The organism is Serratia sp. Ser99 (assembly GCF_024519545.1).
In the GTDB taxonomy this organism is placed as follows: Bacteria; Pseudomonadota; Gammaproteobacteria; order Enterobacterales; family Enterobacteriaceae; genus Serratia; species Serratia liquefaciens.
Genome location: NZ_JALJRT010000010.1, coordinates 77,112 through 92,212, shown reverse-complemented (window position 1 = coordinate 92,212; position 15,101 = coordinate 77,112). Strand labels below are relative to the sequence as shown.

Sequence of the window (15,101 nt, the reverse complement as noted above, 5' to 3'; positions counted from 1 at the left end):
TCAGAGAATACCGAGCCCTCACCTCTTTTTACTTAAAGCCTTTCTCGCGTTTGATCAGGTCGTAGGCCGCCTGAATTTCCTGCGCTTTCTGCTTGGCCATTTCCATCATTTGCGGCGGCAAACCTTTCGCTACCAGCTTATCTGGATGGTGCTCGCTCATCAGCTTGCGGTAGGCGCGCTTGATGGTGGTCGCGTCGTCGCTGCTGCTGACACCTAATACCTTGCAGGCATCCTCCAGCGTTGGACCGCGTTGCGCCTGTTGGTAACCGCCTTGCGAATAACCGCCCTGCTGACCGCCGCCAAACTGGCGTCCGCCCTCCATCATGCTGAGGAACTGGTCGAACTGCGCACGTGAAATGCCCAGCTCTTCGGCGATCACGTACAGTACCTGCCGTTCGTTAGGATGCAGTGACCCGTCGGCAAACGCCGCCTGGATCTGAATTTCCAGAAACATCCTAATCAGGTCAAAACGGCCAAAGCAGATGCTGCGGAACTGCTGCAGCGTTTCTCTCAGCGGGAACTGGCTCTGTTTGCCTTCACGAAACGCCTGCTGCGCCGCGGTACGGGCTTCCCCGTGCAGTTGCAGACGATCCATAAACAGGCTGGCGATCTGAATATCCGCCTCGGTAACGCGCCCTTTTGATTTGGTCAGGTGACCCATCACCTGAAAAGTGGTGCGGAAAAACAGCGTTTGCCGCGTTTGCTGGTCGGTAAAAAAGCCCCGGCTGCGCTTGTTGCTACGCGCAGAGTCGATCATATGACCGACAATCAGCCCCAAAACTACACCCCAGAATCCCGCGCCAGCCCAAATGGCCACGATGACCCCGAGCAGTTTTCCCCAATACTGCATATACTCCTCAATTATCATGCCGAAAGCCGACTGCTCCCTTCCGTCTTAGGTAAGGGTTAAGGCGATTTTTCTCAGGATTTGGATTATCATACCTGTCATTTATCTTTGCGCCTATCGACGACGCAAGTAAACGGCCGGATTTAACACTAGCGCAACGCAGATGAGTGATATAGTCTCTGACCGTTTGCCGGACATGACGCCTCTGATGACGGAACACCAAAACCGCGTATGAAAAAAAGTTTCCCAACACTGCTGGCCACACTGATTTGGACGGCACTCTACAGTCAGCACGCGCTGGCTGACCTGGCCGAGCAATGTATGCTTGGCGTTCCTGTTTACGACAAACCGCTGGTCAGCGGCGATCCTAACAGCCTGCCTGTCACCATTCACGCCGATGATTCACGCGCGGACTATCCGAAAAGCGCGCTGTTCACCGGTAACGTGAATATTGAACAAGGCAACAGCACCCTGACCGCCAAACAGGTGGAACTGAACCAGACGCAAGACGCGGGGCAAACCGAACCGGTTCGCACCGTGACCGCTACGGGTGACGTGCACTACAGCGACAACCAGATCAAGCTGAAAGGCCCGAAAGCCTGGTCGAACCTGAATAATAAAGATACCGACGTCTATCAAGGCGACTACCAAATGGTGGGCCGTCAGGGACGTGGCGACGCCGACAAAATGAAGATGCGCGGCGCCAACCGTTACACCATTTTGGAAAACGGGACCTTTACCTCCTGTTTGCCGGGTGATAACAGCTGGAGCGTGGTCGGTTCCGAAGTGATCCACGACCGCGAAGAGCAAGTCGCTGAAATCTGGAATGCGCGCTTCAAAATTGGCGGCGTGCCGGTCTTTTACAGCCCGTACCTGCAATTGCCGGTCGGTGATAAGCGTCGTTCAGGCTTCCTGATCCCGAACGCAAAATATGGCAGCAACAATGGCTTTGAGTTCATGCTGCCGTATTACTGGAACATTGCGCCGAACTTCGACGCCACTATCACCCCACATTACATGTCCAAACGTGGTCTGCAGTTACAGAACGAATTCCGCTACCTGGTGCAGCCGGGTCTGGGCCTGATGGAATTGGACTGGTTGCCGGACGACAAGGAATACAGCAAGGACAATCCTGACGACAGTAAGCGTTGGTTGTTCTACTGGAACCACAACGGCGTGATGGATCAGGTGTGGCGTTTCAATGTCGACTACACCAAGGTCAGCGACTCCAAATACTTTACCGATCTGGATTCCAAATACGGTTCGACCACCGACGGTTATGCAACGCAGAAATTCAGCGTCGGCTACGCCATTGATAACTGGGACGCGACCTTAAGCTCCAAACAGTTCCAGATTTACGACGATACCGATCGCAGCAGCTCAGACTCCTACAAAGTTCAGCCGCAGCTCGACCTGAACTACTATAAAGAGGATCTCGGCCCGTTCGATTTCCGCATTTATGGTCAGGCCGCCAAGTTTATCAGCGTCAACCCCTATAGCCCGGACGCCACCCGTCTGCATATGGAACCGACGCTCAGCCTGCCACTGACTAACGGTTGGGGCAGTATTAATACCGAAGCCAAGCTGCTGGCGACCCATTACCAGCAGGATATTCCTGACGGTTTCGCCAACAACTACAAGAACCGCACCGGCAGTGACGCCCCCGATCTCGATGATTCTGTCAATCGCGTGTTGCCGCAGTTCAAGGTCGACGGCAAGATGGTGTTCGATCGCCCAATGAACTGGTCAGAAGGCTATACGCAGACCCTTGAACCGCGCGTGCAGTACCTGTACGTGCCGTATCGCGACCAAAGCAACATCTACACCTACGACACCACGCTGCTGCAAACCGACTACTCCGGTTTGTTCCGCGACCGTACTTACAGCGGTCTGGATCGCATTGCCTCACAGAACCGCGTATCAACCGGTTTGACCTCGCGTATTTATGATGATGCGCTGGTTGAACGTTTTAACGTTTCTGTGGGTCAAATCTACTACTTCAGCCGTTCCCGTACCGGTGACAAAACGACGAATTACGACAACAATGACGACACCGGCAGCCTGGCCTGGGCCGGCGACACCTATTGGAAGATCGACGATCGCTGGGGCCTGCGCGGCGGTCTGCAGTATGATACGCGTCTCAATAGCGTCTCATTGGGCAACGGCGTGCTGGAATATCGTCAGGATTCCGAACGCGTGCTGCAGTTGAACTACCGTTACGCTACGCCGGAGTATATTGAGACGGCACTGAACACCAGACAAGTGCCAGCTTATCAGGACGGTATTTCGCAGGTGGGCGTCACCGGCAGTTGGCCAATCGCCGATCGCTGGGCCGTCGTGGGGGCTTATTACTACGACACCCGTGCCCAACAGTCCGCCGATCAGTTGCTCGGTCTGAAGTACAACACCTGCTGCTGGGCAGTGACCTTGGGCTACGAGCGCAAGATCACCGACTGGAACAACAGCAACAATACCAGCGTTTATGACAACAAAGTTTCATTCAACATCGAACTGCGTGGCCTGAGCAGCGATCACAGTCTGGGCTCCGCGGAAATGTTGCGTTCCGGCATACTGCCTTACCAGCGTGCATTTTGATACTTTGTAACACTTTGAAAACGAGAACTTTCACCCGCATTTGCGGATTACAGAATGGGAAAAGTATGAAGAACTGGAGAACGCTTATTCTCGGATTGGTGGTTTGTGCCAATACCGCGTTCGCAGCACCCCAAGAAGTGGATAAAGTCGCCGCCGTCGTGGATAACGGCGTGGTACTTGAGAGCGACGTAAACACCCTGTTGCAATCGGTGAAGCTCAATGCGCAGCAGGCCGGTCAGCAATTGCCGGATGACAAGACCCTGCGTCACCAGATCCTTGAACGTCTGATTATGGATAACATCCAACTGCAGATGGCCAAGAAAATGGGGATTAACGTCTCCGATGCCGATCTGGACAAAGCCATCGGCAACATCGCCGCACAGAACAAAATGAGCATCGATCAGATGCGCAGTCGTCTGGCGTATGAAGGTCTGAACTACAACACTTACCGTTCACAGATCCGCAAAGAAATGCTGATCAGCGAAGTGCGTAACAACGAAGTTCGCCGCCGCGTCACCATCCTGCCTCAGGAAGTGGACTCACTGGCGACTCAGGTTGGCGCTCAGAACGGCAGCGATACCGAAATGAACATCAGCCACATCCTGATCCCGCTGCCGGAGAACCCGACACAGGCGCAGGTTGACGATGCTGAAGCCCTGGCTAAACAGCTGATGGGTGAAATCAACGGCGGCGCCGACTTCGGCAAGCTGGCCATCTCCTACTCTGCCGATTCCCAGGCGCTGAAAGGCGGTAACATGGGCTGGGGCAAGCTACAGGAGATCCCTACCCTGTTCGCCGAAAGACTGGTTAACGCCAAAAAAGGCGACGTGGTTGGGCCAATCCGTTCCGGCGTCGGCTTCCACATCCTGAAAGTGAATGATATCCGTGGCGCCAACCAGTCGGTATCTGTCACCGAGGTTCATGCTCGTCATATTCTGCTGAAACCTTCCGTGGTGCTGACCGACGATCAGGCGCGTGCCAAGCTGCAGGCGGTAGCCGAAGCCATCAAGAGCGGTCGCGCCAAGTTTGCTGACGAAGCCAAACAGCTTTCTCAGGATCCGGGTTCTGCACTGCAGGGCGGCGATCTGGGCTGGGCTTCTCCAGACATCTACGATCCGGCCTTCCGCGACGCGTTGATGAAGCTGAGCAAAGGCGAGGTCAGCCAACCGGTACACTCTTCCTTCGGCTGGCACCTGATCCAGCTGCTGGATACGCGTCAGGTGGACAAAACCGATGCGGCGCAAAAAGATCGCGCTTACCGCATGCTGTTCAACCGCAAGTTTGCTGAAGAAGCGCAGACCTGGATGCAGGAACAACGTGCTCAGGCTTACGTGAAGATCCTTGACGGTAATGTACAACAATAATCGTATCGTAATCACCCCCGGCGAGCCTGCCGGGGTTGGGCCGGATTTAGTGGCAGCGCTGGCGCAACAGGATTGGCCTGTTGAACTGGTGGTGTGCGCGGATCCGGCCTTGTTGCTTGAACGCGCCCGACAGTTGAACCTGCCGCTACAGCTGCGCACCTATCAGCCACAGCACCCCGCTCAGCCACAGCGTGCGGGTACGTTGACGGTATTGCCGGTTGCGACTGCTCATCCAGTAGTGGCTGGTGAGCTGAATGTCGGTAACAGCGCTTACGTGGTGGAAACGCTGGCGCGCGCCTGTGACGGTTGCCTGAACGGCGAGTTTGCTGCGCTGATCACCGGCCCGGTCAACAAGGGCGTGATCAACGACGCCGGTGTGCCCTTTATCGGCCATACCGAATTTTTTGCCGATCGCAGCGGTTGCGACCGCGTGGTAATGATGCTGGCGACCGAAGAGCTGCGCGTGGCGCTGGCAACCACCCACCTGCCTTTGCTGGCAGTGCCTGGTGCCATCACTCGCCAAAGCCTGTTCGAAGTCATCCGCATTCTCGACAACGATCTGAAAACCAAATTTGGCATCGCCCAGCCGCAGATATATGTCTGCGGACTGAACCCGCATGCGGGAGAAGGCGGCCATATGGGACGCGAAGAGATAGATACCATCATCCCGGCGCTAGACGCGCTGCGGACTGAAGGTATTCATCTGATCGGCCCGCTGCCGGCGGACACCCTGTTCCAGCCCAAGTATCTGCAACATGCGGATGCGGTGCTGGCGATGTATCACGATCAGGGCCTGCCGGTACTAAAATACCAAGGGTTCGGCCGGGCGGTAAACATTACCCTCGGTTTGCCTTTTATCCGTACCTCGGTCGACCACGGTACCGCTCTGGAACTGGCCGGCACCGGCACCGCCGATGCGGGCAGTTTCAAAACGGCCTTGAATCTCGCCATTAAAATGATAATTAATTGTAATGAATAATAAAGTCCACCAAGGGCACTTTGCCCGCAAACGCTTTGGACAGAACTTTTTAACCGATCAGTTTGTCATCGATAGCATTGTTTCCGCCATTCACCCAATGCCGGGCGAAGCGGTCGTTGAAATCGGTCCCGGCCTGGGCGCACTGACCGAGCCGGTCGGCGCGCGCATGGACCGCATGACGGTGATTGAGCTGGACCGCGATCTGGCGGCCCGTCTGGCAAACCACCCGCAGTTGAAAGACAAGCTGACCATTCACCAGCAAGATGCCATGACGGTGAACTTCGCCGAAATGGCCGAGCAGGCTGGCCAACCGCTGCGCGTATTTGGTAACCTGCCGTACAACATCTCGACGCCGCTGATGTTCCACCTTTTCAGCTATACTCAGGCCATTCGTGACATGCACTTTATGTTGCAAAAAGAGGTGGTCAACCGCCTGGTTGCCGGCCCTAACAGCAAAGCCTACGGGCGTTTAACCGTGATGGCGCAGTACTACTGCAACGTTATTCCGGTGCTGGAAGTGCCACCAACTTCGTTCACTCCGGCGCCGAAAGTGGATTCCGCAGTGGTACGTCTGGTACCGCACAAGGTGAATCCAAATCCGGTGGGTGACGTGCGCATGCTGAGCCGCATCACAACTCAGGCGTTCAACCAGCGCCGGAAAACTGTCCGCAATAGCCTGGGGGATTTGTTCACTCCGGAGCAACTGACGGAATTGGGTATCGATCCGGTACTTAGAGCAGAAAATATTTCTGTGGCGCAATACTGTAAGCTGGCTAACTGGCTTTCAGCCAATCCCGCGCCGCAGCAATAAGGAGTAGTGATCATGATTGATTCGCCTCGCGTATGTATTCAGGTACAAAGTGTCTATGTGGAATCACAGTCGATACCTGAGGAAGAACGTTACGTCTTCGCTTATACCATCACCATTCGCAATTTGGGGCGTTTCAACGTGCAGCTGCTCGGCCGTTACTGGTTGATCACCAACAGCAATGGCCGTCAAACCGAAGTTCAGGGCGAAGGCGTGGTCGGCGAGCAGCCGCTCATTCCGCCCGGGGGCGAATTCCAATACACCAGCGGCGCCATTCTTGAAACGCCGCTGGGTACCATGGAAGGCCATTACGAAATGGTTGATCATCAGGGTCAGCCGTTCCAGACCGCTATTCCCGTGTTCCGCTTAGCCATTCCAACGCTGATTCACTGATTATGTCGACATATCTTATCGGCGACGTTCATGGCTGTTTTGATGAACTCAAGTCGCTATTGGCCCAGGTTGCCTTCGATCCCCAACATGACCAGCTGTGGCTGACCGGCGATCTGGTCGCGCGTGGCCCCGGTTCACTAGACGTGCTGCGCTACGTGCGCTCACTCGGACCAGCAGTACGCATGGTGCTGGGCAATCACGATCTGCATCTGCTGGCCGTTTATGCCGGCATCAGCCGCAATAAACCCAAAGATCGCATTACGTCGTTGCTGGAAGCGCCAGACGCCGATGAGCTGATCAACTGGCTGCGCCGCCAACCGGTGCTGCAGGTCGATGAGCAACTCAAGCTGGTGATGGCGCATGCCGGCATCACGCCGCAGTGGGACATTGAAACTGCGCAAACCTGTGCCCGTGAAGTGGAAGCCGTACTGAGCAGCGACAGTTATCCGCTGTTCCTCGACGCCATGTACGGTGACATGCCGAACAACTGGAGCCCAGAGCTAAGCGGGCTGGCGCGCTTGCGTTTCAGCACCAATGCCCTGACGCGCATGCGCTACTGCTTCCCGAACGGCCAACTCGATATGATCTGCAAAGATGCGCCAGGCACTGCGCCTGCTCCGCTGAAACCCTGGTTTGATTTGCCACGATTGGTCGACGCCGATTACACCATTGTTTTCGGTCACTGGGCATCACTGGAAGGCAAAGGCACGCCGGAAGGCATTATTGGCCTGGATACCGGCTGTTGCTGGGGGGGCGATTTGACCATGTTGCGTTGGGAAGACCGGCAGTACTTTACCCAACCGGCCCATCGCAGCGATCTGTCCGACAGCGTACACCAGCAGGCCGCGTCATAATCCCGTCGGGGCGGCCAATGCCGCCCCGCTGTTTTCTTCTTAAGCCCCAATCACTCCACCGTCTTCACGCGTAATCATCAATACCGATGAGCGTGGACGCGGGCTATTGTTCGGGAAATGAGAATCACCTTCTTCACCCGGGTGCTGTACGTTGACGAACATCGTCTTGTAATCGGGGGTAAAAGGTAATGCCGGTCAGTTCGCATGACTTTGGCCCCACCATAAAGCGGCGGATTTCGCCACTTTGCGGATCGCCCACCAGCATTTGGTTGTTGCCCTGTCCGGCATAGTCGCCCTTGTTGCTGTATTTGCCGTCAGTGAGGATCCACAGGCGACCGGTCTTATCAAAGCCCAGTCCGTCCGGACTGTTGAAAGTATTCTCGGCCGTGATATTGGGTGTGCCGCGATTCACGCCTTCCGGATGGGCAATCGGGTTACCGCACAGCGCGTAAATATCCCAGTTGAATGACGCAGCAGTGGCATCACCGCCTTCATCCCAACGGATAATTTGGCCGTAGACATTGTTCGGTCGCGGGTTAGCGGCATTCAACGGCATACCTTCTTCACCACGTTTGCTGTTGTTGGTCAGCGTGCAATAGGCGCGCCCATCATGTGGATTGACGGCGATCCATTCCGGCCGGTCCATTTTGGTAGCCCCCACCTGCGCCGCAGCCTTGCGGGCGAAGATCAACACTTCCGCCTCATCGCGGAAACCATTTTCCGGCGTCAGGCCATTTTTACCGAACTCCAGCGCTATCCAGCGCCCGGTACCTTTCAGCGGTGTGCCGTTGGCGTCCCCGTCAAACTGCGCCACATATAAAGTGCCTTCGTCCAGCAGGCTGCGGTTGTTGGCCGGGTTAGCCACGTCAACCACGCCTTTGGATACGTATTTATAGATGTGCTCACCACGCTCATCGTCACCCATGTAGACCACCAGGCGACCATCCTTGGCGACGGTCACCGCCGCATTTTCATGTTTGAAGCGGCCCAGCGCGGTGTGTTTGATTGGCGTTGAGCCAGGGTTCATCGGGTCGATTTCGACGATCCAGCCATGACGATTGAATTCATTAGGGTTCTTCGCCACGTCAAAGCGTTCATCGTAATCCGGCCAGTTACGCTCAGGTTCGCTGACTTTCAACGTATAGCGCTTTTGGTCCGCCGTGGTCTTGTAGTCAGCCTGATGAGTGCCGAAATAGGTATCGAAATTCTCTTCGCAGGTCAGGTAAGTGCCCCAAGGGGTTTTCCCGTTGGCGCAGTTACCGAAGGTACCCAATACCTTGCGGCCGCCAGGATCCGCCGCCGTTTGCAGCAGCGCGTGCCCGGCAGCCGGGCCGCTGAATTGCATCTCGGTGTTGGCGGTGATCCGGCGGTTATAACGCGATGGGCGCTCGACCTCCCAACGTTGGCTATCACCCACACGGCGTACCGCCACGATAGAAACGCCATGGGCAGCCTGTGACTTGCGCACGTCTTCAAGACTGGTGGCTTTGGTGCCGCCATGAGCAAACAGGTATTGCTCGTTGACGTATTCGTTGTTGATGGCCATCACGCCGTGATTGTCATCAATCGGGAAGAAGCTCATACCGTCATTATTATCGCCGAATTGCTTTTCCTGATCGGCAGCGCTGTTGTTGCCCTGTGGGTCGAAAGCGGCAGCTCCCTCAACCAACGGATCACCCCAGGAGATCAGCACCTCGGCGCGATACCCTGGCGCAATCGCCACCTCATCAGCGGTGGAAGCGGCAATCCCTTTAAAACCCAGCAGCTTGTTCGGTGGCAAATCTTCCGCCAGAGCCTGAGCGGAAACCGTCCAAATACCGCCGCCGAGGAAACCGGCCAGGCCAACAGCACCGGCGCTGCCCAGCAACAGTTTACGGCGAGTGGGATCGGTCAGGCGATCGGCATCTAATTGCTCAATTTTGGTCGTCATAGGTTTATTTCCTTTTTAATATGGCGCCGCGATCGAGATTCACCAGAGTTGCCGGGGCGCTCAGAGTTGGGCTTCATACTAATCAGGAAGTGTGACGAAAATGTTACAACGAAAAGTCAGGGAGAGGTGGGTGGTAAAAAGACAAAGGGCGCAATCACTTGCGCCCTCAGAAGGATACGGTTAATCGCCGACCATTAACGGCGTTCCAGGATCTCGAAACAATAGCTGTGAGAATTCAACTCATCGGCATCGTGGAACTCGCTGAACGAGGTTTCCCATTCGTCCGGCTCATAGTCTGGGAAATGGGTGTCACCGCCGACTTCGGCATCGATATGCGTCAGGTACATACGGTTAGCGCGTGCCAGGAACTGGGTATAAATACGCCCGCCGCCCATCACCATCACTTCTTCCACATCACCGGCTGCGGCCAGCGCTTCGTCCAGCGAAGTCGCCCAGGTCACCCCGGCGTCAGTGCCAGGACGGCTGCTCAACACGATGTTATGGCGGCCCGGTAACGGACGACCAATAGATTCGAAAGTTTTACGGCCCATAATAACCGGTTTATTCAGCGTGTTACGTTTAAACCACGCGAGGTCCGCCGGCAGGTGCCAAGGCATGGCGTTTTCCATGCCAATAACGCGATCCGCCGCCAAGGCAGCGATCAGGCTGATAATCATTGTTAAACCCTGTGTAGGCAGCAAAATTGCTCACACTATACGTAAAGCCCCAACGGTCGTCGATAGGCTAATCAAGCAATATGAATATATAAGATAGCTCTTATCAGTATATCTAATGCCCAACAATTTTTGGCCCATGATCCTTAAACGCCGGGACGTTTGCGGTATAACCACAGCCCAGGCAATGACAGCCCAATAGATAATGCCCCCACGATAAAGCAGGCTTTGAGGAAGTTGGTCATCATGGTGGCCATCAGCGCCTCGCTGTAACCCAGATGCGAAATCTCCACCACGCTGATCATCGCGGTATAGGCCGAGATACCGGGGAACATCGGGATCACTGCCGCCACGGTAAACACCTTCGGATGCGCCAGCAGCCAGCGCGACCAATAAATGCCGATGATGCCAATCAGGATCGCCGCCAGCAGCGATGACCATTCAATATTCATCCCCACATGCATCATCAGCATGCGGGAGCCGTGGCCAATCGCCCCCAACAGCGCACAGTAGCGCAATGCGCGCAGCGGCACGTTGAACACCATGGCGAAACCCAACGCCGGCACCGCCGCCAGCAGCATATCCTGCAATAAGGCCCAGAGCAGACTCATGACCACCCCCGCAGATCCCACAGCGACATCGCCATCACCACGCCGATACAGGTAGCCAGCGTCAGCAGACTGGCCATCGCCCAGCGCGCCAAACCGGTATTGACGTGGCCCTTGAACATGTCGGCCACCGCGTTAATCAGCGGGAAACCGGGCACCAGCAGCAATACGCTGGCGGCCATCGCCACGGTGGAGGTTTCGTTAAACAGCGGCAGCCGCAGCAACAGCCCGGAAACCGAGGTCGCGACAAAGGCCGTCAGGCAAAAGTTAATCAAGGGATTCATGTGGCGCGCGGTCAGCACCTGACGCACCGACATAGCCAGGCCGCTGGCAATAAAGGTGACGGCAAAGGCCTTTTGATCGCCGCCGTTCAGCACGCTGAAACAACCGCATGACAGCGCCACCATCAATACCACCAGCCAGCGTGGATAACGCAAAGGGCGGATCTTGTCGAAGCGCCGGGCAACGTCATGCACATCCGCCAGCCGATGCTCTGCCAAAATAACGATGTGCTGCACCTCCGTCACCATCTGCATATTGATACCGCGATCGACGTTCTTGCGCGTGGTGGTCAGACACTCACCGTGGCTGATGGTGGTCAATACCACCGCATTGGCCGAGATCGAACTTTCAACGCTGTCCATCCCCAGCGCTATCCCCAATCGGGTTGATAACTGCTCCACCACCGTGCTCTCGGCACCATGCTGCAGCAACAGTAAAGCGCACTGAATGCACAGGCGGGTAATTTCACGCTGCTGTCGCTGCGCTTCCGGCTGGTCTATATGGGTTGTCTGATACATGAGGCCCCGTCGTGATCCCTGAGTGAATATTCATCATATTGCCAAACATTACCTCATTTGGTTGATGCGTATCAGGGGACGTGGCGTTATTATCGCCTCCATTACGCCTTTTGTGCTGAGAGTCAAATCATGCTTGAAACTTCGCTGTTCGTTGCCGGCATCGCCACCTTGGGCATGCTGTCACCCGGCCCGGACTTTTTCCTGGTGATCAAGAACGCCGCCCGCTACCCGCGTCTGGCCGCAATGATGACGGCTTTCGGCGTGATCTGCGGCGTCGCCACTCACATGTCTTACTGCGTCGCCGGGCTGGCGGTCGTGATCACCACCACGCCATGGCTGTTCAACGTGCTGAAATACGCCGGTGCGGTCTACCTGATTTGGGTCGGCATTCAGGCACTGCTGTCGCGCAGCGGCAGCAAGATGAACGTCAGTAACCTGCCGCCACAGCAAACAAGCCTGAAAAGCGCCTTCGTACAGGGCTATCTGTGCAATTTGCTCAACCCAAAAGCTACGCTGTTCTTCCTGGCGGTATTCACCCAGGTGCTGCAAATCGACTCAGGGTTGGGCGAAAAACTGTGGTATGCGGGAATTATCCTTGGCCTGTCTGCTCTCTGGTGGCCGGTTCTGGTGTTCCTGATCCAAAGCGGACCGGTGCGTCGTGGCCTGGAGAAAACGCAAAAGGTGGTGGATAAACTGCTGGGCGGGATGCTGATTGCTCTGGGTATCAAGGTGGCGCTGAGTTAATTCGGCCATCGTGGGCGCAGCCCGGCGGCTGCGCCCATTAGGCTTATCCCTTGGCTTCCACCACTTCATCTTCCGGCGCTTTGCCATCAATACTGCCACGCCAACCACTCTGCGGTACCCGCGCCAACCGATCCTGATCCTGTTCGATGGCCGCGCTGAGCATTTCTTTCGCCCGCTGCAGGCTGGCAACGCGGAATTCGGTATCCTGATAATTATCCAGCGTGTCTTCCAGCATTTTCAGGTTATAGCGGCGGAAAGTATCCGCTTTTTCCCGCGCCTCGTAGGCGTCCAGCCCCAGCAACTCCAGCGTCTCACGACCAATGCGCAACGAACTTTCAAAGGTTTCACGCTCCGGCTTTTCCACGCCTAACTGACGCAACTGATACCAGTGATCGACATCACGCGCGCGCGCTACCACTTTCAAGTGCGGGAAGTGCCGTTTGGCCAACTCGGTCAGTTGCAGGTTAGCCTCCACGTCGTCGATGGCGTTGATCAACACCTTGGCGTGCTCGGCACCGGCGGCCTCCAGCAGATCGGCGCGGGTGGCGTCACCATAAAACACCTTGGTATCGAACTTGCGCAGCGTTTCAATATGGTCAGGATCGTGATCCAAAACCACGGTATGTACGCCATTGGCCAGCAGTAAACGGCCGGCTATCTGACCGAAACGACCAAACCCGGCGATGATTACGCTGGCATTCTCTTCATCAATCACATCCGCCGGGCGTTCGTCTTTCGGCGTATTTTTCTCGAGCCGTGTTGCCACCACCAGCAGCAGCGGCGTCGCCGCCATCGACAGGGCAACCGCCAGCGTCAACGATTTGGCCCAGTCTGGCGGCAATACTCCGGCCAGTTGAGCGGCGCCGAAGATCACGAAGGCAAACTCACTGCCCTGACCCAGCAGGATCGCGAACATGCCGCGTTGACGCTTCGGCACCCCAAGCCAGGGGCCAATCAGCCACAGCAGCGCCGCCTTGATCAGCATAAAGCCCAGCAGCAGTGAGGCGATCAGCAGCGGGTGATGAAACAAGGTACCGAAGTCGATCGACATGCCAACGCCGATAAAGAACAGCCCGAGCAGCAGCCCCTTGAACGGCTGAATATCGCTTTCCAGCGCATGGCGGTATTCAGAGCTCGCCAGCAGCACCCCGGCGAGGAAGGCGCCCATCGCCATCGACAGCCCGGCCATTTCCAGCAGAATGCCAAAGCCGAACACCAGGAACAGCGCCACGGCGCTGAAAACCTCACGCATGCCCGATCGCGCGACAAAATGCAGCAGCGGCCGGGTCACATAGCGCCCCAGCAGTACCACTATTGCCAGCGCACCCACCACTTTGGCCGCTGACAGGGAAAACGCCGCTAACGTAGTAGTAGCACCGCTGCTGGCCAGCAGTGGGATCATCGCTACCAGGGGGATCGCTGCGATATCCTGGAACAGCAGTGCCGCAAACGCACTGCGACCAATCGGCGACGGCGTCAGGTTACGTTCGCTCATGGCCTGCATGGCGATGGCGGTGGATGACAACGCCAGCGTCAGGCCAATCAGCAGCGCCACCTTCCAGTTCAATCCGAGGAAATAGCAAAAGGCGCTCAGAGCCAATCCGCATGCCGCCATCTGAATAATGCCGCCACCAAACACCGAGGCGCGCAGCGTCCACAGCCGTTTCGGATCCAACTCCAGGCCGATGATAAACAGCATCAGCACCACGCCGATTTCGGCAAAGGTGAGGATCGATTCGGCATCGGAGACCAGCTTCAGCCCCCAGGGGCCAATAATGCAGCCGGCAATCAGGTAGCCCAACACCGAGCCCAGCCCGAGCCGCACCGCAATCGGCACAAACAACGCGGCCGATCCCAAATAGATCAGCCCCTCAATCATCATCTGGTGATTATCCATGCTCAACTCCCTGCTCGGCGGGTTCACCGTGTTCCATCAGATAGGCTACCAGCCGTTGACGGTAGGCTTCCCCTGCCGCAATCAGCGCCGGTTCATTGCAGGTAAAGGTGTTATGCACGGCAAAATACGGTTGCCAATGCATACCGCAGTACAGCGCCGTCGCTTGCAGCGGCTGCCCGAGAGCCGCGAAGTTCGGGTAATCGCCCAGCTCGAAATGGTGTTCATCGCCACCGCTGGTCACTGCCCACAGCACATCTTTGCCCACCAGGGCATTGCCTTCATGACCATAGGCCCAGCCGTGCTCCAGCACCTTATCGATCCACAATTTCAGCAGCGGCGGTTGGCTGTACCATTGCATCGGATGTTGCAGCACTACCAGATCGGCGCGCTCCAGTGCCCGCTGTTCGGCATTGATATCGATGTTGAAGTCGGGATACAGCTCATACAGCGAGCGTACCTCCACCTCGGGAATATCCTTCACGGCCTGCAGCAGGCGGTGATTGGCATGCGAATGCCGGGGATAGGGATGGGCGTAAATAATCAGAATCATTGTTGTCGTCGTTCCTTCGTTCCATGCCAATACATCAAGCATATACCAATCACACAGG

The 15,101-nt window shown here is 56.3% G+C and carries 13 protein-coding genes and 1 pseudogene; 7 read left to right on the top strand and 7 right to left on the bottom strand.

Going from position 1 to position 15,101, the window contains the following annotated elements:
* Positions 1-28: 28 nt before the first annotated feature.
* Positions 29-850, bottom strand: coding sequence for a co-chaperone DjlA (gene djlA / locus NR114_RS19140; protein WP_020825180.1), 822 nt, complete (start codon positions 848-850; stop codon positions 29-31).
* Between the two features lie 228 nt (positions 851-1,078).
* On the opposite strand from djlA, the gene lptD reads away from it, so the two are divergent.
* From lptD to apaH, 6 genes are all read left to right on the top strand, one after another.
* Positions 1,079-3,442, top strand: coding sequence for an LPS assembly protein LptD (gene lptD / locus NR114_RS19135; protein ID WP_129983303.1), 2,364 nt, complete (start codon positions 1,079-1,081; stop codon positions 3,440-3,442).
* Between the two features lie 65 nt (positions 3,443-3,507).
* Positions 3,508-4,806, top strand: coding sequence for a peptidylprolyl isomerase SurA (gene surA / locus NR114_RS19130; protein WP_129983302.1), 1,299 nt, complete (start codon positions 3,508-3,510; stop codon positions 4,804-4,806).
* A complete protein-coding gene (gene pdxA, locus NR114_RS19125) occupies positions 4,793-5,785 on the top strand; it encodes a 4-hydroxythreonine-4-phosphate dehydrogenase PdxA (RefSeq protein ID WP_129983301.1) in 993 nt (330 codons plus the stop codon). The genes surA and pdxA overlap by 14 nt, the downstream gene beginning before the upstream one ends.
* Complete coding sequence (gene rsmA, locus NR114_RS19120; RefSeq protein ID WP_020825176.1) at positions 5,778-6,596, top strand: 16S rRNA (adenine(1518)-N(6)/adenine(1519)-N(6))-dimethyltransferase RsmA; 819 nt, start codon at positions 5,778-5,780, stop codon at positions 6,594-6,596. Before pdxA ends, rsmA begins: the two co-directional genes overlap by 8 nt.
* Before the next feature lie 12 nt (positions 6,597-6,608).
* Positions 6,609-6,986 (top strand): Co2+/Mg2+ efflux protein ApaG, encoded by a 378-nt coding sequence (gene apaG / locus NR114_RS19115; protein ID WP_012005174.1) that lies wholly within the window; start codon positions 6,609-6,611, stop codon positions 6,984-6,986.
* Positions 6,987-6,988: 2 nt separating this feature from the next.
* On the top strand, positions 6,989-7,840 hold the full coding sequence (gene apaH, locus NR114_RS19110; protein ID WP_116691303.1) for a bis(5'-nucleosyl)-tetraphosphatase (symmetrical) ApaH: 852 nt from the start codon (positions 6,989-6,991) through the stop codon (positions 7,838-7,840).
* Between the two features lie 39 nt (positions 7,841-7,879).
* On the opposite strand, the pseudogene NR114_RS19105 reads toward apaH, so the two are convergent.
* From NR114_RS19105 to NR114_RS19090, 4 genes and pseudogenes are all read right to left on the bottom strand, one after another.
* A pseudogene (locus NR114_RS19105) lies at positions 7,880-9,770 on the bottom strand (PhoX family phosphatase).
* Positions 9,771-9,964: 194 nt separating this feature from the next.
* Positions 9,965-10,447 (bottom strand): type 3 dihydrofolate reductase, encoded by a 483-nt coding sequence (gene folA / locus NR114_RS19100; RefSeq protein ID WP_020825173.1) that lies wholly within the window; start codon positions 10,445-10,447, stop codon positions 9,965-9,967.
* 143 nt (positions 10,448-10,590) lie between these two features.
* Positions 10,591-11,055: a threonine/serine exporter gene (locus tag NR114_RS19095; protein ID WP_020825172.1), complete on the bottom strand. Its 465-nt coding sequence runs from the start codon at positions 11,053-11,055 to the stop codon at positions 10,591-10,593.
* Entirely contained in the window at positions 11,052-11,852 is an 801-nt protein-coding gene (locus NR114_RS19090) for a threonine/serine exporter ThrE family protein (RefSeq protein WP_020825171.1), read from the bottom strand. The genes NR114_RS19095 and NR114_RS19090 overlap by 4 nt, the downstream gene beginning before the upstream one ends.
* 129 nt (positions 11,853-11,981) lie before the next feature.
* Between NR114_RS19090 and NR114_RS19085 the strand changes: the two genes are divergently transcribed.
* Entirely contained in the window at positions 11,982-12,596 is a 615-nt protein-coding gene (locus NR114_RS19085; protein ID WP_020825170.1) for a LysE family translocator, read from the top strand.
* A gap of 43 nt (positions 12,597-12,639) precedes the next feature.
* On the opposite strand, the gene kefC is transcribed toward NR114_RS19085, so the two are convergent.
* On the bottom strand, positions 12,640-14,493 hold the full coding sequence (kefC, locus tag NR114_RS19080) for a glutathione-regulated potassium-efflux system protein KefC (protein WP_020825169.1): 1,854 nt from the start codon (positions 14,491-14,493) through the stop codon (positions 12,640-12,642).
* Positions 14,486-15,043: a glutathione-regulated potassium-efflux system oxidoreductase KefF gene (gene kefF / locus NR114_RS19075; RefSeq protein WP_020825168.1), complete on the bottom strand. Its 558-nt coding sequence runs from the start codon at positions 15,041-15,043 to the stop codon at positions 14,486-14,488. The genes kefC and kefF overlap by 8 nt, the downstream gene beginning before the upstream one ends.
* Positions 15,044-15,101: the final 58 nt, after the last annotated feature.